Genomic DNA, 17,758 nt, shown 5'->3' on the forward strand with positions numbered 1-17,758 from the left:
GCCGAGGCGGCATTCCGTGCACGTGTTGCTCAGCTGGGAGGAACCGTTCTAGAAGCGAAATGGCTTGGCAATGATAAGCCGCATCGGGTTCAGTGCAGCAAGGGCCACGTATCGAGGCCGACACCGAGTAACGTGCGAGCCGGGTGTGGTATATGCCGTACCTGTTCAGGTAAATCGTGGGACGTTTTCTATGTCGTTGCTGACGAAATCAACAACGTTGTGAAATTTGGCATCACTTCCGGAGATCCGCGCCCACGCCTATCTCAGCATGAGCGTAGCGGATTTGATTGCGTAATCCGCTTGGTTGAAGGTGCCCCTGAGGCGCACAAGCTGGAAAACCTCTGCATTTCTGCAATGCGGGATGTGGGAGAAAGGCCCGTGCGAGGCCGCGAATACTTTGATATCCGCTCGCTCGGAACGATACTGGATATCGTTGACGGATGGCTTGGCGTCACTCGCTAGAAGGTTGCGCCGCGCTGCGGAAGGCGGCATCAGAGGTGAGGTGCTCCCGCAGGCACCGAACGCGCAGGTCAGGGCGTATGAGATGCGGGAGCGTTGCGGGAGCGGACGCCCTTGGATGGGGTGCTCACGGACTCCCTGATGCTGTCCCAGCTGGACGGGGCATAGCTCCTGACCTGCACAGGAGTCCGTGAGTTGGATCATGGCTCACCTAGTTGGATGAATACCTTTCGACTTTTAATCCGTTGGTTGTCGGTTCGAGTCCGACATGGCCTACTGCTCGAAGCGCCCCATCCGGTCCTCCGGATGGGGCGCTTCTGGTTGTGACGGCCGGTCAGGGGTGCGGCGGGAGCCAGCCGTGCTGGACCGCGCGGGCGTCAACCTCGGCTGGAAGCTCCTCCCGGGCCGGACCCCGGAGGCGGTCCCCGCCGCCCCGGCCGCGCCCCCCGCCACCGACACCTCCGCCGAGCAGTCCGCCCGGGCCGACGAGGTCCTGATCGGAGAGTCCCGATGGCCGCAGTCACCGTCGGGGCCGCTGGGAAACCAGCGGTCCCCCGCCGTGTTTCATGGGGCTGACCTGGGGTTATTCGCACTCCAGGCACGGCTCGGACGTCAATTGGCGGAGGCCTCCCCCCGGATGGCGTAGAGTTGTGTTTACCGACGCGGGGTGGAGCAGCTCGGTAGCTCGCTGGGCTCATAACCCAGAGGTCGTAGGTTCAAATCCTGCCCCCGCTACTCAGTACGAAGGCCCGGTCCCCTGTGGGGGACCGGGCCTTCGTCGTATCCGCGGTCCGCCGTGCGCGCCCCGTCACCCGAACGGTCCCGCCCGGGTCGCCGTACGGGCCCTCCTGCCCCCAGCCTTGGGGGGCGAGGCGGACCGGGCGGCAGGAGAGCAGCGTGGTGGGGCTGGGCCGGCAGGGCAGGGGCGAGCGCTTCTTCGGCGCGGTCGCCGGCAGCGCCGTGATCCGTCGGACCGTCAAGACGCTCCCGGGCACCCTGATCGTCCTCGGCTTCCTCTTCGACGTGCTGACCCCGCCCAGCTTCACCGGCTCCCCCTTCTTCTCCGCCGCCCCGCTCATCGCGGCCCCGCTGTTCTCGCTCCGGGCCACCGTCCTGACCGGGATCCTGGCCACCCTCGCCGTGGTCGTGCTGCACCTCTACAACGGCACCACCTTCAAGGTGGAGGCCATGACCGAGCTGGTCACCGTCCTGACCGTCTCCGGGCTGGCCACGCTGATCAACATCGTCGTGCGGCGCGGTACGGAGCAGCTCGCCTCCGCGCGCGGGATCGCCGAGGCCGCCCAGCGCGCCGTCCTGCCGACCCCCGCCGAGCGGATCGCGGGCCTCCAGGTCTCGGCCTCGTACGAGGCCGCGCAGGCGGACGCCTTCATCGGCGGCGACCTCTACGCCGTGCAGGACACCCCGTACGGGGTGCGCCTCGCGGTGGGTGACGTACGGGGCAAGGGCCTCGGGGCGGTCGAGGCCGTCGCCGTGGTCCTCGGGGCGTTCCGGGAGGCGGCCGAGAGCGAGCCCACGCTGGAGGGCGTGGCCCGGCGGCTGGAGCGGGCGCTGGCCCGGGAGGGGAACCGGCGCGACAGCCTGGACGCGGTGGAGGGGTTCACCACGTGCGTGCTCGGCGAGATCCCGCCGGGCGCGGGCCTGCTGCGGCTCGTCAACCGGGGCCACCCCGAGCCGCTGCTGCTGTACGCGAACGGCGGCCTCGCGGAACTGGTCCCCGTCGAGCCGGCGCTGCCCCTGGGCATGGGGGAGCTGGGCGGCTGGCCGGACCGGGTGCAGGAGTGGCCCTTCCCGGAGGGGGCGACGCTGCTCCTGTACACGGACGGGCTGACCGAGGCCCGGGACGGGGCGGGGGCCTTCTACGATCCGGCGGCCCGGCTGCGCGGGCGGGTCTTCCCCGGGCCCGACGAACTGCTGAGCGCGCTCGCGACCGATGTCCGCCGTCACACGGGCGGCGCGGCGACGGACGACATGGCCCTGCTGGCGGTGGCCAGACCGGGGGCGCGGCAGCCGAACCGGCGCCGGACGGTGCGGGTGGTCCCGATCGGGGACGAGGCGTGACCGAACGTAGCCGAAGGAGCGCGTTCGGCAAGCGATCTGACGGACCATCAATGTGAAGATGTGGCGAGAGGGGTGGGAGGGATGGCCGATTTTTGCCCGGGTTGATCACCGAATGCGGCGAGAAGTCCTGGCCAAGGCTGTGCAGGCGGTGGCTGATTGTCGTTAACGATCAATCGCAACTGCTTGGAATCACTCCCCCTTCTCTATTACCGTTCGATAACGCAGAGCGGTCGTCCCAGCCGTCGCAAGAGACGGCACCGTGCGCGTGCTCGCCCATGAGGAGTGTGCCCCGGTGGCCTCCAACTCGCCTGCCCCTGAAGGCATCGACGTCCAGGAGCAGCCCACCGCCGGAGCCTGGGGCGAGTGGAACCCCACCGAGGACTCGGCCCGCCCGCCCCGCGGCAAGCACCGTGTCCTCAAGCAGCGCGGGGGACTGGCCCGTTCCTCCACCGTCCTCGGCGTCGGCGTGATCGCCGCGGTCGGCGCGGGCGGCATCGCCACCGCTCAGGACCGGCCCCAGGTCGCCATATCCCTTCCCTCGCTGCCCCCCATGCCCTCCCTCCCCGAGGCACTGGGCGGCGGGGCCGGCGACGCCGCCGCCGACGCCGACACGGCCGCCGCGCGGTCCGCGGAGCAGTCGCGGACCGGGATCATCCCGCAGCAGGCCGACCGCCGCTCCGACGCGGGCGAGCTGCTGCGCAGCCGCATCCTCCAGCAGGCCGAGTCCCAGCAGGAGGCGGCCGCCGCCCAGGAGCGGGCCGAAGCCGAGCGGGTGGCACAGGAAGCCGCGGCCCAGCAGGCCCGCGACGCCCAGGCTGCCAAGGAAGCGGCCGAGAAGGCCGCGGCGGAAGCGGCGGAGAAGGCCGCGGCCGAGGAAGCGCGCCAGGCGCAGGCGGCCAAGGAGGCCGCCGAGGCCAAGGCCAAGGCGGAGAGCGCTGCCCGGGCGGCCGGATCCTTCTTCCTGCCGACCTCGGCCTACACCCTCACCTCGCACTACGGCGACTCCGGCTCGATGTGGTCCTCCGGCCACCACACCGGCCTCGACTTCGCCGCCCCGACCGGCACCCCCGTCAAGGCGGTCGGCTCCGGCAAGATCACCTCGGCCGGCTGGTCCGGGGCGTACGGCTACCGCATCGTGCTGGAGCTCCCCGACGGCACGGAGATCTGGTACTGCCACCTGTCCTCGATGTCGGTGACCGGCGGCTCCGTCGCCGGGGGCGACACCATCGGCCGGGTCGGTGCGACCGGCAACGTCACCGGCCCCCACCTCCACCTCGAAGTGCGCCAGGGCGGCGTCACGGTGGACCCGCTGTCATGGCTGCAGGCACGGGGCCTGAACGTCTAGGACCCGGTACGAGGCCCGGCGCCGGCCCGCTGAGCGAGCCGCCGAGCGGGCCCCCGGGTGAGCCTCCGAGCGGGCTCAGGGGGTCGAACCAGGGCGGGAGCAAGTCCTCCAGCACCGCGGCCCGCGACAACGCCGGGCCCGCCGTCGCCCGGCGCAGCCAGAGCCGGCGGAGCAACTCCCGCTCCCGCCCCGCGAAGTCCGGCTCCCGGTCCGGGCCGCCGCTGCGCGCCCGGTGACGTAGCAGGGCCAGGGCCGCGGCATCGGCCTCGTACAGCGCGACCGCGCGTCCGGCAGGCCGGCCCCCGGTGCTCCGGGCCAGCGCGCGGGCCAGGGAGCGCGCGGGCATCGACACCAGCGCGGGCACCTCGGCCGGGCTCAGCCAGCCGGCGGCCGCGTACAGGGCGAGCTCCCCGGCGACGGCCCGCAGTCGGCGGCGCCGTATCCACACGGCCAGCCAGGCCAGCAGCCCGAACGCCGGGACCATCACGCAGCCGTAGACCACGTAGAACCCGGACTCGCCCAGGTCCGAGGAGCTGTTCCACAGCGCGTGCAGTCCCATGGCCGAGGCCAGCCCGAGCAGCGGCAGGCCGATCCGGCGCGTGCGGCGCACGGCGAGCGCGGCGGCGCCGAAGCCGAGACCGGTGGCCACGGTGAACAGCGGATGCGCGAACGGGGACATGACGCCCCGGACGAAGAACGTCGCCGCCGTCACGGAGTTCAGGACCCCGGTGCCGTTCCGGGCGTCCTCGACGAAGGCGTTGCCGAGGTAGAGGATGTTCTCGGTGAAGGCGAAGCCGGTGGCGGTGAAACCGGCCATCACGAAACCGTCGGAGGGGCCGGTGAACTGGCGTCTCCTGAACAGGAACACCAGCAGCAGGGCGGCCGCCTTGGCGCTCTCCTCGACCACCGGGGCGATCGCCACCGAGCCGAGCTGGTCGGCATTCGAGGGATCGGCGGTGGCCGCGGCTATCCACTCGGTCGCGAAACTGTTGGCCAGTATGGCGATCAGCGCCGCGGCGCACGCCCCCCAGCCGAAGCAGAACGACAGCTGCGCCCACGGATGCGGCGCGGCCCGCCCCACCCAGTGGAACGCCGCCAGAAGCGGCACCACCGGCAGCAGGGCCAGGCCCAGACCGACGAAGAACCCGGGCGTACCGGTCTGTTCGCGTACGAGTTCCAGGATCGCGATGCCGCAGACCCCGAGCAGCACGACGAGCACGCAGGTGCGCACGGCGCCGGGGGTACGCGGCACGCGGTGCGGAAGCCGGGGCGGCCGGGTCGCTCGGAGCACGCGATGACTCTACCGAGCCGACCCGACACGCGGAGTGATGAGCTCAGTTCTCGGCGATACCCGTGCGCCGGAACAGCAGATCGTGTACGACGTGCCCCTTGTCGAGGCCCTGCCCCTCGAAGCGGGTGAGCGGCCGGAAGTCGGGCCGGGGCGCGTAACCGCCGTCCGCCTGCGTGTTCTCGAACTCCGGCTGGGCCGTCAGTACTTCGAGCATCTGCTCGGCGTACGGCTCCCAGTCGGTCGCGCAGTGCAGGATCGCCCCGGGCGCCATGCGGGTGGCGGCCAGCGCGAGGAACTCCGGCTGGATCAGGCGCCGCTTGTGGTGGCGGGCCTTGGGCCAGGGGTCCGGGAAGTACACGCGGAGCCCGGCGAGGGAGTCCGGGGGCAGCATCTCGCGGAGCAGGATGATGGCGTCCCCGTTCGCGACGCGCACATTGGTCATGCCGCCCCGCTCGGCGAGGGCGAGCAGATTCCCCTGCCCGGGGGTGTGCACGTCGGCGGCGAGGATCCCGGTCCCCGGGTCGGCGGCGGCCATCTGCGCGGTGGCCTCGCCCATGCCGAAGCCGATCTCCAGGACGACGGGAAGCCCGTCGAACATCTCCTTGAGATCGATCACGTGATGCCCGTCGATGTCGAGCCCCCAGGTCCCCCAGAGCCGCTTCAGGGCTTCGCCCTGCCCGGTGGTCACCCGGCTGCGACGGGGCTGGAAGCTCCGGATCCGCCGCTCGTGGTGCGAACCGGCCGGATCGGGCGAGGGCCCGTCGGGAAACCGCGGCTCGGTGCGCCACTTCGGGGGCACGTAGCTGGAGGTCGCCTCCGGCGCGGGCTCGGCGGCGGGATTCTGGGGACTCAGAGACTCAGACACAATCCCCGGATTCTACGCGCGCCCGCTCCCACCGGCTGTGCGGCACCATCCCGGCCGGCGCTTGAGGCGCGGGGTCTGGGCACTTTCAGCCGTCCGGCGTTTGAGGGCCGGGGTCTGGGGCGGAGCCCCAGGGGCACTTCAGCCCGTCCGGCGTTTGAGGACCGGGTCAGGGCGGAGCCCTGGGAACGGTGGAAGGGCGGGGAGGGGACTTGCCCCGCAGGGCCGGGGTTCCGCTGCCGCGACCCGCGACCCGCGACCCGCGCTCCGCGACCCGCGCTCCGCGCCCGCGCAGCGGGGACCCGGGGCAGCCCCCGGGGGTCAGGCCGCCCGGAGCGACGCGAGCGCCCGCGCGGCAATCTCCCGCCCGATCGGCAGCGAAGCGGTAGCCGCAGGCGACGGCGCGTTCAGCACGTGCACCGCCCGCTCCCCCTCCCGGATCAGGAAGTCGTCCACCAGCGTCCCGTCCCGCAGCACGGCCTGCGCCCGCACCCCCGCCGCCGCAGGCACCAGATCCTCCCCGCGCACCGCGGGCAGCAGCCTCCGTACCGCCTCGACGAACGCCGCCTTCGACAGTGACCGCCGCACCTCGCCCGCTCCGTACCGCCAGTGCCGCGAGGCCATCCGCCAGGATCCCGGCCAGGCCAGCTCGTCCGCGAGGTCCCGCGGCCGGATCACGCCCCAGCCGTACCCCTCGCGCGCCAGCGCCGGCACGGCGTTCGGCCCGACGTGGACCCCGCCGCCGATGCCCCGGGTCAGGTGGACGCCGAGGAAGGGGAACGCCGGGTCCGGCACCGGATAGACCAGCCCGCGCACCAGCTCGGGCCGGGCCAGGTCGTAGTACTCGCCCCGGAAGGGCAGGATCCGCATCCCCGGGTCGTCTCCGGCCAGCCGCGCGATCCGGTCGCACTGCAGCCCCGCGCAGTTCACGAGCACCCGGGCGCGCACGACGAGCCCGTCGCTCGTCCGCACGGCGATGCCCGAGGCCCGCCGCGAGATCAGATCGACCGCGCCGCCGTAGACGATCTCGGCCCCCGAGGACTCCGCGAGCTGCCGGGCGACCCGTCCGTAGTCCACGATCCCCGTGGTCCCGACGTGGATCGCCGCGAGCCCGCGCACTTCGGGCTCGTACTCCGAGATCTGCGTCGGCCCCAGCTCCCGCACCGGGATGCCGTTCTCCCGGCCCCGCTGTACGAGCGCGTGCAGTCGCGGCAGCTCGTCCCGCTCGGTGGCGACGATGAGCTTGCCCGTCACCTCGTGCGGGATGCCGTGCTCCGCGCAGAACTTGACCATCTCGGCCGCGCCGCGCACCGCGAAGCGCGCCTTGAGCGAGCCCGGCTTGTAGTAGATCCCGCTGTGGATCACACCGCTGTTGCGGCCCGTCTGGTGCCGCGCGGGACCGTCCTCCTTCTCCAGGACGACCACCCGGGTCCCCGGAGCGAGCCCCGCGAGGGCATGCGCCGTCGACAGGCCTACGATCCCGCCGCCGATCACCAGCACATCGCAGTCCAGCCTGCCCATGCCGCCCACGCCGCCGCCCACACTGACACCTCCCACCCCTGCATAGTGCACCCCGCCACTGACAACGGGGCCACGCGGGGCCTATGCCGGGGTTACCAGCAGAGGCCTGGCCCGCTCGCGCAGTTCGGCGACGCGCGGTTCGTTCCCGTACGGTTCCAGCCGGTGCAGGAGGTCCCGTACGTACTCCGTCGTCCGCGCCGACGAGATCCGCCCCGCGACCTCCACCGCCCGGGTTCCCGCCGCGCACGCCGCGTCGAGGTTCCCGGACTCCAGCTCGGCCACCGCGCTCACGACGAGCCGCAGCCCGTGTGATCGTACGTACTCCTCCGTCGGCCGGGACAGTGCCTGTTCCGTGAAACGCCTTACCTGGCGCGGGAGTTTGAGGTCCCGGTAGCACTCGGCCGCGTCCGCCGCGAAGCGGTCGTACGAGTAGAAGCCCAGCCAGGTCGGATCGGCGTCGCCGTCCCGGGCCCGTTCCAGCCAGCCCTCGGAGGCCCGCAGCGCCGCCCCGGCGGCCGCCGAATCGCCCGCCTTCGCGTGCGCCCGGGCCTCGACGAGGCGGAAGAAGCTCATCGTCCGCGCCGTGGCCAGGCCCCGGTTGCGCTCGACCGCGGCCTGCGCGAGGTCCACGCCCTCGTCGGGGAAGTCCCGGTAGGTGGCCTGCAGGGACATCGACGCCAGCACATACCCGCCGAGCGGTACGTCCGCTGCGGCGCGGGCCAGGCGCAGCGCCTGGATGTAGTAGCGCTGGGCGGCTTCCTGCTGACCGGTGTCGAAGGCCATCCAGCCGGCCAGCCGCGTCAGTTCGGCGGTGGCGCCGAAGAGCGCGCGGCCCACCTCGTCGGTGTAGGAGCCGAGCAGCAGTGGCGCCGCGTCCACCCGCAGGCATTCGGGGACCATCGAGGAACGCCAGTCGCCGCCGCCGTACTTGGAGTCCCAGCGGCGGGCGTCCTCGGCGGCCTCGCGCAGCTTGGTCACATCGCTGTGGCCCACGCGCTGCGGGCCCCCGGCCTCGGGGGCGGGCGCAGCGGGCGCGGCCGGAGCGGGCGCCGGTGGCGTTTCACCCGAAGGCTGGGCGGGCACACCCCCGACATGGGCGCCGGGAGGCGCCGGTAGGCCTTCCGGCGGGGCCGCGCCCGGCACCGCTTCGCGTGCCACCGGTTCGCGTGCCACGGAGCTGTCGGCAGGAGATATCAGCCAGCGTGAGGCCGGCGTCGCGTACGCCGATACCGAGAAGGAGCCGGCGAGCGACTGCCAGATCCCGCCACCCCCGCGCCGGCCGGCGAGGTCGAGCCGGTAGAGGTCGGTGGCCGAGCGCACGGCCGCGCCGACGTCGCGCGGGAAGGCCAGCCCCACTTCGGGCGCCGGATCCGCGTCCGCGAGCCCGATCTCGTGCAGCGGCACGGGCCGGCCGAGCTTCGCGCCGATGGCGGACGCGATCAGGTGCGGGGCGGCGCCCTGCGGCACCATTCCCTTCGACACCCACCGGGCCACCGAGGTCTTGTCGTAGCGGAGGGTCAGACCGCGCTGAGCGCCGAGGTCATTGACCCGCCGGGCCAGCCCGGCGTTGCTGATGCCCGCGAGGGCGAGGACGGCGCCGAGCTTCTCATTGGGCTCGCGGAGCTCCCTGGACATGCGCCACCCCTCGTCACACGCGGAACGCAGACGCCGCCGGGGCATAGGCGCCCGGCATTTCGTAAACCCAGCGTAGTTCCCCGCCTCCCAAGCGTTAAGGCCCCCTGTTCCGTATGGCGGGATTGTTGTCCGTATGCACAGTCGGGCGCGGGCCCGGGGCCGGGGCGCACGTCTCGGCGCGTGCTCCACCCGTGTGGCCGTGCGCCCACCCGTGCGCTCTGGCCGCTGCGGGGGCCCGGCGATTCGATGTGCGGTGCGTGGGTCGGCCCACCGCGTGGACCGGGCGGGCCGGGGGATGCCGCTGCCTCAATCCCCGCGGGTGGCGGAACGGTCCGGGGGGTGGATACCGCCCTCCGGACCGCGCTCCGCGGGACGGACCCGGGCGGCGCGACCGCAGGGCGGCGCGCAGGCTCGGCGCCGGCTCCGCGCAGGGCCCTCAGTACGGCCGAAGAATGGCCGAAACCGACCTATGGGGCGGTCGGAACGGAACGCCAAATACCGCATGGCCGGGGCGTGTTCGTTTATACGTGCGCCCCCCTTACCCACTCCCGCACGCCTGTCTCGTGGCAGCATGGACCCCGAGCCACCCGGGGTCCCTCCGGCCGTGCCCAGAGCGCCGGCCGCACGGTTCGCACCCCGGTCAGGTGCCCACGGGCTGGGGAGGCGGCGGTGCGCTGGTTGGTGGGTTGGAGCAGTATCGCCGCGAGTTTCGGCACGGCCGGACGGGTCGCGGGGCACGGCGCTGCGCACGCCTACGACCAGGGCGGATACGGCTCGGGCGACTACGGATCGGCCGCGGGCAACGGCTCCGCGAACGGCTACGGCTACGGGAACGGCTCCGCGAACGGCTCCCGCCCCGACGGATGGGGCGACGGCCCGGTCCGCGGCGGGCTCGCCGACGCCGGCCACCCCGACGAACCGGGCGCCGCCGCGGCCGACCGCACCGTGGTCCCCGTCGGCGCCCAGCTCCTCTGGGGCGACCCCGACCCCCTGTGGGCCGTCGGCGACTGGCGCCCCGACGAGATCCGCACCCTCACCGCCGACCCCGCGGACCCCTTCACCCGCCTCGCCGTCCTCGGCTGCTGCGGCGCCACCGACGAGGAACTGCGCCGCGCGCTCTACGCCGCCCGCGGCGGCGCCCTGCGCCACCTCACCCAGTGGCCCGGCAGCTACACGGCCGTCGTCCAGGCCGGCCGCCGCATCACCGTCGTCGGCGACCTGGCCGGTGCGCGACCCGTCTTCTACACGCCCTGGGCGAGCGGGACCGCGTACGCCACCGCCGCCCTCCCGCTCGCCGACCTGATCGAGGCGCAGCTCGACATCGGCCATCTCGCCGCCCTGCTGGCCTGCCCCGACAGCCCGGAGGCGCTGGGCGACGGCACACCGTACGTCGGCGTACGCCGCATCCCGCCCGGCCACGCGCTGATCCTGCGCGAGGGCTCGCGGGAGATCACCGGGTACGAGCCGGTGGCCTCCCTCGCGGTGGCCGCCCCCACGGCCGACCCCGAGCTCGCGGTGGAGGGCGTACGGGAAGCTTTGGTCGACGCGGTGCGCGCCCGGCTCACGGCTCCGCGGCATGCTCCCGAGACGCTGCCCTACGACCCCGGGCCCGTCCCCGGAATGGGCCCGGCCGACCGCCGGGCCGCCCGCGGCGCCCCCGCGCCCGTCCCCGGAGTCGGCGCGGACCTCTCCGGAGGCAGCGCCTCCGCGACCCTCGCGCTGCTCGCGGCCGGCCTCCCGGGCGCACCCGGCGCCCTGCTCGGCCGCACCGGCGAACGCCTCCTCGCCGTCACCTTCAACGACCTGGCCACCCCCCAGGGCCGCGAACCCGAACTGGCACGCGCCCACGCCATCGCGTCCGACCCCCGCCTGCACCACGTGGTCGTGGCCGCCGCCGAGGAAGCCCTCCCCTACGCCGACCTCGACGGGCCGCTGACCGACGAACCGGGCCCCTCCCTGGTCTTCGCCGCCCGCGAACGCCGCCGCCTCGCGGCCGGCTCGGCGGACCACTTCACCGGCCACGGAGCCCGCCAGGTCCTCGACGCCCACCCCGCCCGGCTCGCCGACCTCCTGCTCGACCGACGCCGGCGCCACCTGCTGCGCCCCACCCTGGCCCTCGCCCGCTCCTCCCCGTCCGGGGGCGACTCCCTCCGCGTCCCCTTCCTGGTCCCCCTCACCGTGTACTCGGCGGCCCGCCGCCTGGCCCGTACGCCGTACCGCGCCGGCATGGAGGCGGCGGCGGCCCGGCTGCGCGACGGAGTCCCGGCCGCGGGACCCGGCTCCCCCGTGGACGCCTCGCTCGCGGCCCTGACCTGGTCCCGGCCCGGCCCGGCGGCGGCCTGGCTGACGGGGGAGGCCCTGGCCGAGGTATCGATCCGCCTCACCGTCGCCGCGGGCCGCCCGCCCCTCTCGCTGCGCCCCGGGGAGGCCCGGGCCCGCGCCGTCCTGGCCCGGCACGCCGCCGACCACCGGGTCTTCGAGCAGGCCGTGGAGGTCCGCAGCCAGCGGCTGCACGCCCCGTTCCTGGACAACCAGGTCGTACGGGCCGCCCGGGCCCTGCCCGAATCCCTCCGCGTGCAACCCGGCGCCCGGGCCGCGGTCCTGCGCGGTGTCCTGTCCTCGGCCGGGGTACGGGACCTCCCCCCGGGGTGGGGCGCGACGGCCCACGCCCCGAACGAATCGGCGACCCGCCTGGGACTGCGCGCGGCCCTCCCGCGACTCCTGACCCTCTTCACGTCCCCGCTCCTGGCGGACGCGGGCCTCATCGAAGCCCGGGTCGTGCGCCAGGCCCTCCTCGACGCGGCGGACGGCCGCCCGGTCCCGCTCGACGGAATCGCCGAACTCGTCTCGATGGAACTGTGGCTGACCCGCCTCCTGGCCCGCCGGGGCACCTGCTGGACCGGCACCTCCACCCCCCGCCGCAGAGCCGTCCCCACGGGAGTCCCCCTCCGCCGCCCGGCCCTGTCCTGACCGCTGGTCCCCGACCACTGGTCCGGGCCCTGAGCAACGCGGTGCGGCGACCGTGCAGTAGGGCGGGCAGCAGCCCCCGCAGTGCTACCCGCAGCTGCCGCGGCGGGCCGTCCCCGTGGCAGCAGCCTCAGCAGCCCCCGCGGTGCTACCCGCAGCTGCTGTGGCGGGCCGCCGTCCCCGTGGCAGCAGCATCGGCAGCCCCCGCGGTCCTACCCGCAACAGCCGCGCCGGGCCGCCGTCCCCTCGGCGCGCTGTCGCAGCGGCCCGCACGCCCGCCCTCGCCCGCCGGGAGCAGAGGCGCACCCATGCCGCCGCGCAGGGCACCAGCAGCGCCACCAAGATCCCTACCGAGCATCCCCGACCCGCCAGTCCTTTGGCCGCCCAAAGGCAGTCGGCCAAGGCCACGCCCCCGAACCTCCCCGACCCGCCAGGTGCCCACCGGTATCGCCCTGACGCGGGCCTGCCACATCGGCGAGCCCGTCGCCCTTGGCGCCGGTGGCCCCGCACCCGGCAGACATGCCCCGCGCACCGCGTACGAGCTCGCCCGTACCGAGGCGGGCGATCCCGCGCTGCTCCCGCAGCTCACCGCCGGGCGTCCGCCGAGTCCGTACGCGCCTCGCGGCCGCCCCTGTCCGGCCGCGCCGGGCAACCCACTCGCTCGCGGAAGGCACATCGGCACGGACGCACGCCGCCCCGCGCGGAACCGCGAGGCCTACGCACGCGGCGGGAGAACCGGAGCGCGTGGCACCCCCGGCCACCACCACCCACCCTCAGCGGCAGCTGATGACGGAGTCGGCCCAGCTGGCCAGCGTCGGCAGGCGGCCGCCCCCGGCGCGCTCCACGACCAGGCGCAGCGTCTTGTGCCCGGAGAGCGAGACGGACACGTTCGCCGCCGAGTCCTCGTAGCCCAGGGCCCGGGACTGCCACAGCCGCTGCCCGTCCGCGTACACGGAGAAGCGGACCGTGCCGTTCGTGAACACCGACATGCCGTCCACACCGGCCCGCGCGGAGAAGCTGACGCAGCTGCGGTTGAGGGTGATCTCCACGGAGGAACGGGAGTTGACCGTGATCCCGTGCGTGAAGTACTGCCCGCCGATCACCGGCGCCCAGCGCTGCCACACCCAGCTGCTGCGCCAGGTCTCGATCTCGGGGCCGTCGTGGTTCCCGTACGCGGACTGGCCCAGCGAGGACAGCCGGAACCCCTGCGGAGGCTTCGGCGCCGGCGGCTTCGGCTTGGGGGGCGGTACGGGACTCGGCGTGGGACTCGGCTTCGGACTCGGGGCCCGGCTGGGACTCGGAGCGGGCGAGGACCGCTCCGGGCTCCGCGAGGGCGTGGGCGCGGCCGGCGCCACGGACACCGGCGGCGCGGGCGTCTGCTTCTTCGGGGGCGGTACGGATGCTCGTGCCGCCGGCGGCTGCGCCCGCGACGGGCCGGGCTCCGGCGCGGCGGGGGCCGGACTCCGCGGCACCGGCACGGCCACGCCCGGCGCCGGGTTCGCACGGACCGTGGGAGCGGCGTCGTCACCGGCCAGCGCGAACACCACCCCGGCGGCCGCGGCCACCACGACCCCGGCGGCGATGGCCGCCTTGGCCGGCAACCCCAGCCCCTCCGAAGCCACGGCTCCGCCGACCCCACCGGCCCCACCTCCACCGGCGGCCCCGCCCGCGGCCCCGGCTCCGGCGGCTCCGGCACCAGCCGTAGACCCGCCCGCGGCTGCGGCAGCGGCCCCGGCACCACCCGCGGCGACGGCCCCGCCGGCCACCACTCCGGCCGCCTTGGCGGCGTACCCGGCGGCGAACCACCCGATGACGGCGACCGGCAGCAGCGCGGGAATGCCCGCATTGACGTCCTTGAGCTCCCCGGCGGCCAGCCGGCACCGGGCACACTCTTCGAGGTGCTTGCGCAGCCCCCGCTCGGCCCGCATCCGCAAGCCCCCGCGGGCATAGGCCCCCAGCCGGTCGGCGTACCGGGCGCAGTCCCCGCCGGAACTCAGCGCGGTGCTCACATGGGCCTGGAGGTACGCCTGCTTGAGGCCCTCGCGGGCCCGGCTGGCCAGTACCGCGGTGGCGTTCGCGCTCAGCCCGAAGAGCGGGGCGATCGCGCTCGGCGACGCCTCCTCGACGGTGGTGTGCCAGAGCACCGCCTGCCACCGCTCGGGCAGGCTCCGGAAGGCCTGCATCGCGAGGGTCTGCTCGGCCTCGTGCATGGCGCGCACATCGGCACCGAGTTCGAGGGTGTCGTCCCCGGCTCGTACGGGCAGCCCGCCCGCACCGTCGCCGGACCCGGAGGCCTGCTCCGCGAACAGCGCGAAGTCCTCGACCAGATGCTCCCGCTTGGCCGTCTTCGCCCAGGCGGCGGCGACCCGGCGCACGGTGGTCAGCAGGTAGGCGCGCACCGACTGGTCCGGACCCGCCCCGCCCCGTACGGCCTGGAGCGTCCGCGCGAACACCTCGGCCGTCAGATCGTCGGCGGTGTGCCCGTCGCGACAGCAGGTACGGGCATAGCGGCGCACGGCATCGGAGTGGCGGCGGAACAGTTCCTCGTAGGCCCCGTCGTCACCGCCGCGCATCCGGGCAATCAAGTCCCCGTCGGAAGGCGGGAGTTCCCCGCTCGCTCCGGCGGCGTGCCGGCCGCCCGGTTCGCGCTGCGCCGGGACCTGCCGCGCGGGCAGGCTGCCCGCCTCGACCTCGCCGCCGACGCCACCGTGTGGCTCTTCCCGCCCGTCAACGCTCATCGCGGAAGCCCTCGCACGACACACTCAACCGGTACACCGATCCAGCGTGTCACACGGCGGCTATGCGCCGAACCGGTCTCCACACCTTCCACCCGTCCGGGCAAGCCCCGACGAATCGCCGTACGGACCCTCACCCGTTCGAGCGAGAGCCCCCGGGAAGGAGCCGGTTGACGCCCACCACCGGAGCGAACCCTCCGACCTGCGCCGACCCGAGCCGACCTCCGACCCGAGCCGACCTGCGCCGCCCACCAACCCGGCCTGCGCGCCCCGGCCCTACACCGTCCGGGACCGCAGCCCTTCGAGCAGGATGTCGAGCAGCCGGGCGGAAGCCGCCGCCTGCTGCGCCGCGTCGGGCAGCGCGGGCGCGGCCGTCGCTATCACCAGCAGCACATCGGCCACCGTGACATCGGCGCGCAGCGCACCGGCCTCCCGGGCCCGGTCGACGAGGCGGCCGACGACCTCCAGCAGCTCGCCCGCGCCCGCGTCCTCCGAGGGCTCGTCGTCCAGGCCGGTCCGAGCGGCGCCGACGACCCGCAGATCGGGCGCACCGCCGGCCGCGACGACCTGACGCTGGTGCGGAACCCGCGCGGCCTCGCCGTCCGTCCCCTCGGCCCCGTCCTCACCGGGCCCGTCGACCCGCAGCACCTGCGGAGGCAGCAGCCGCCCGGCGCCCGAGGCGACGGAGGTGCGCAGGAAGCGCGACAGCGCCTGCCACGGCTCCTCCTCCTGGCCGAGAGCCGTGCGGGCCTGCTCGGTCAGTCGCGAGGTCTCCTCCTCGGCTATCCGCCGGACCAGGACGTCCTTGCTGGGGAACCGCCGGTACACGGTGCCGACGCCCACCCGTGCGCGTCGTGCGACGTCCTCCATCGGAGCCCCGTACCCGAGCTCGCCGAAGACCTCGCGCGCCGCGCGAAGTACGTGTTCGAGATTGCGCTGTGCGTCGACGCGCAACGGCGTGGAGCGGCCCACGCCGTGCGTGGTGGGACCGCCGGCCATCAGCCGCCCATGACCGTCGGTCGCGGAAGCGGCCGACGACAGAGCGGTGGCAGAAGCATGGAAATCGGAAATGTGCATATGTATCCCCCGGTAATCATTTGTCTCCCCCCGGAGACACTCCCCGCCTTCATGTCGAGGGGGGCCACGGTCATGAGGGCCCTGGTCCTACTCCTCGACGAGTTACGAACATAGTTGAGCCAGAGTCAATTCAGAAGAGGCAGCCCCGGACGGACCACCGCCCGATCGGAGCATTCACCCCCAATTTTCCGTTCGAAGCCCCCAGAATCACTCATTCCGTACCGTCTGACCTGCGCACCTTCCCCTCCATCCGCACCCCCCGACAACCTCGCCCCGCCGTCCCCTCCGGTCACACAATTTGTCGGGCCTGTGGACAAACTCCCAGCCACGTTGCGTCATGGGACGGTGAAGGCTGCTAACTCCCGGGGCACGGCCCCCGGTCCCCCGCCCCGTACGCGGATCCTCATCGTCGGCGGCGGCTACGTAGGCATGTACACGGCGCTCCGGCTCCAGCGAAAGCTGAGAGCCGACGAGGCCGAGGTCACGGTGGTCACTCCCGAGCCGTACATGACGTACCAGCCCTTCCTCCCCGAAGCGGCCGCCGGCTCCATTTCCCCGCGCCACGTCGTGGTCCCGCTCCGCCGCGTCCTGCCGAAATGCCGCATCGTCATCGGCGAAGCCCGGCACATCGACCACGCCGCCCGGACCGCGACCGTCACCACCCTCGCCACCGACGAGGAAGGCGAAGGCCCCGTGGAGATCGAGTACGACGAACTGGTCCTCGCCCCCGGCTCCGTCTCCCGCACGCTCCCCATTCCGGGACTCGCCGAATACGCCATCGGATTCAAGACCGTGGAAGAGGCCATCGGCCTGCGTAATCACGTCATCGAGCAGATGGACATCGCCTCCTCCACCCGCGATCCCGCCCTGCGCGACGCCGCCCTCACCTTCGTCTTCGTCGGCGGCGGCTACGCGGGCGTCGAGGCCCTCGGCGAGCTGGAGGACATGGCCCGCTACGCCGCCCGCTACTACCACAACGTCAAGCCCGAGGACATGAAGTGGGTGCTGGTCGAGGCCAGCGACCGGATCCTCCCCGAGGTCGGCCCGGAGATGGGCACCTACACGATCCGCGAACTGCGCCGCCGCGGCATCGACCTGCGCCTGGAGACCCGGCTCGAATCCTGCGAGAACCGGATCGCCGTCCTCAGCGACGGCGCCCGCTTCCCCACCCGCACCGTCGTGTGGACCGCCGGCGTCAAACCGCACCCGATCCTCGCCGCCAGCGACCTGCCCAAGACCGACCGCGGCCGCCTCGCCTGCACCTCCTTCCTCACGGTCGAAGGCGTCGAGCACGCCTGGGCCGCCGGGGACGCCGCATCCGTCCCCGACATCACCGCCCCGGAGAAGGGCGTCGCCTGCGCCCCCAACGCGCAGCACGCCGTCCGCCAGGCCAAGGTCCTCGCCGACAACCTCGTCTCGTCCCTGCGCGGCGGACTCCTCACCGAGTACGCCCACAAGTACGCGGGATCCGTGGCCTCCCTCGGACTCCACAAGGGCGTCGCCCACATCTACGGCCGCAAGCTCAAGGGCTACCCGGCCTGGCTCATGCACCGCGCCTACCACCTGAGCCGCGTCCCGACCCTGAACCGCAAGACGCGCGTGCTCGCCGAGTGGACGCTCTCCGGCCTCTTCAAGCGTGAGATCGTCTCGCTGGGATCCCTCGAACACCCCAGAGCAGAATTCGAACTCGCGGCGGGCGGAGGCCCCAAGGACCCTCCGAAGAAGAGCGAAGGCTGATGCTGTCAGTCCCGTCGGTCACACTGGACGTGTGACCATAGGTGGGCTCA

At 73.7% G+C, this 17,758-nt stretch carries 10 protein-coding genes and 1 tRNA gene; 5 read left to right on the forward strand and 6 right to left on the reverse strand.

Features of this window, described 5'->3' with window-relative positions; genetic code table 11:
• Nucleotides 1-1,120 precede the first annotated feature (1,120 nt).
• From OG276_RS19450 to OG276_RS19460, 3 genes are all read left to right on the forward strand, one after another.
• Nucleotides 1,121-1,194, forward strand: a tRNA-Met gene (locus OG276_RS19450).
• Nucleotides 1,195-1,365: 171 nt separating this feature from the next.
• Entirely contained in the window at nucleotides 1,366-2,538 is a 1,173-nt protein-coding gene (locus tag OG276_RS19455) for a PP2C family protein-serine/threonine phosphatase (protein WP_266912928.1), read from the forward strand.
• 292 nt (nucleotides 2,539-2,830) lie between these two features.
• On the forward strand, nucleotides 2,831-3,883 hold the full coding sequence (locus OG276_RS19460; protein ID WP_266907195.1) for a M23 family metallopeptidase: 1,053 nt from the start codon (nucleotides 2,831-2,833) through the stop codon (nucleotides 3,881-3,883).
• Here OG276_RS19460 and OG276_RS19465 read toward each other — a convergent pair.
• The 4 genes from OG276_RS19465 to OG276_RS19480 all read right to left on the reverse strand — a co-directional run bounded on the left by OG276_RS19465 (nucleotide 3,834) and on the right by OG276_RS19480 (nucleotide 9,192).
• On the reverse strand, nucleotides 3,834-5,114 hold the full coding sequence (locus OG276_RS19465) for a PrsW family intramembrane metalloprotease (protein ID WP_266912930.1): 1,281 nt from the start codon (nucleotides 5,112-5,114) through the stop codon (nucleotides 3,834-3,836). The genes OG276_RS19460 and OG276_RS19465 overlap by 50 nt on opposite strands.
• A 103-nt stretch (nucleotides 5,115-5,217) precedes the next feature.
• The gene (gene trmB / locus OG276_RS19470) at nucleotides 5,218-6,039 is read right to left on the reverse strand and encodes a tRNA (guanosine(46)-N7)-methyltransferase TrmB (RefSeq protein WP_266907197.1); all 822 of its coding nucleotides are present in this window, start codon (nucleotides 6,037-6,039) and stop codon (nucleotides 5,218-5,220) included.
• 318 nt (nucleotides 6,040-6,357) lie between these two features.
• The gene (gene lhgO, locus OG276_RS19475; protein WP_266912932.1) at nucleotides 6,358-7,557 is read right to left on the reverse strand and encodes an L-2-hydroxyglutarate oxidase; all 1,200 of its coding nucleotides are present in this window, start codon (nucleotides 7,555-7,557) and stop codon (nucleotides 6,358-6,360) included.
• A gap of 81 nt (nucleotides 7,558-7,638) precedes the next feature.
• Complete coding sequence (locus tag OG276_RS19480) at nucleotides 7,639-9,192, reverse strand: sporulation protein (protein WP_266907199.1); 1,554 nt, start codon at nucleotides 9,190-9,192, stop codon at nucleotides 7,639-7,641.
• A 669-nt stretch (nucleotides 9,193-9,861) separates the two neighbouring features.
• On the opposite strand from OG276_RS19480, the gene OG276_RS19485 reads away from it, so the two are divergent.
• Nucleotides 9,862-12,162 carry an asparagine synthase-related protein gene (locus tag OG276_RS19485; RefSeq protein ID WP_266907201.1) on the forward strand — a complete coding sequence of 767 codons (2,301 nt, stop codon included), beginning with the start codon at nucleotides 9,862-9,864 and terminating at the stop codon, nucleotides 12,160-12,162.
• A gap of 770 nt (nucleotides 12,163-12,932) precedes the next feature.
• Here OG276_RS19485 and OG276_RS19490 read toward each other — a convergent pair.
• Nucleotides 12,933-14,897 carry a sigma-70 family RNA polymerase sigma factor gene (locus tag OG276_RS19490; RefSeq protein WP_266907203.1) on the reverse strand — a complete coding sequence of 655 codons (1,965 nt, stop codon included), beginning with the start codon at nucleotides 14,895-14,897 and terminating at the stop codon, nucleotides 12,933-12,935.
• 273 nt (nucleotides 14,898-15,170) lie between these two features.
• Nucleotides 15,171-15,971 carry a TetR/AcrR family transcriptional regulator gene (locus tag OG276_RS19495; RefSeq protein ID WP_266907205.1) on the reverse strand — a complete coding sequence of 267 codons (801 nt, stop codon included), beginning with the start codon at nucleotides 15,969-15,971 and terminating at the stop codon, nucleotides 15,171-15,173.
• Between the two features lie 345 nt (nucleotides 15,972-16,316).
• Between OG276_RS19495 and OG276_RS19500 the strand changes: the two genes are divergently transcribed.
• Entirely contained in the window at nucleotides 16,317-17,708 is a 1,392-nt protein-coding gene (locus tag OG276_RS19500) for an NAD(P)/FAD-dependent oxidoreductase (protein WP_266907207.1), read from the forward strand.
• The last annotated feature ends 50 nt before the right edge of the window (nucleotides 17,709-17,758 follow it).

Source organism: Streptomyces sp. NBC_00086, assembly GCF_026343255.1.
Taxonomy (GTDB): Bacteria; Actinomycetota; Actinomycetes; order Streptomycetales; family Streptomycetaceae; genus Streptomyces.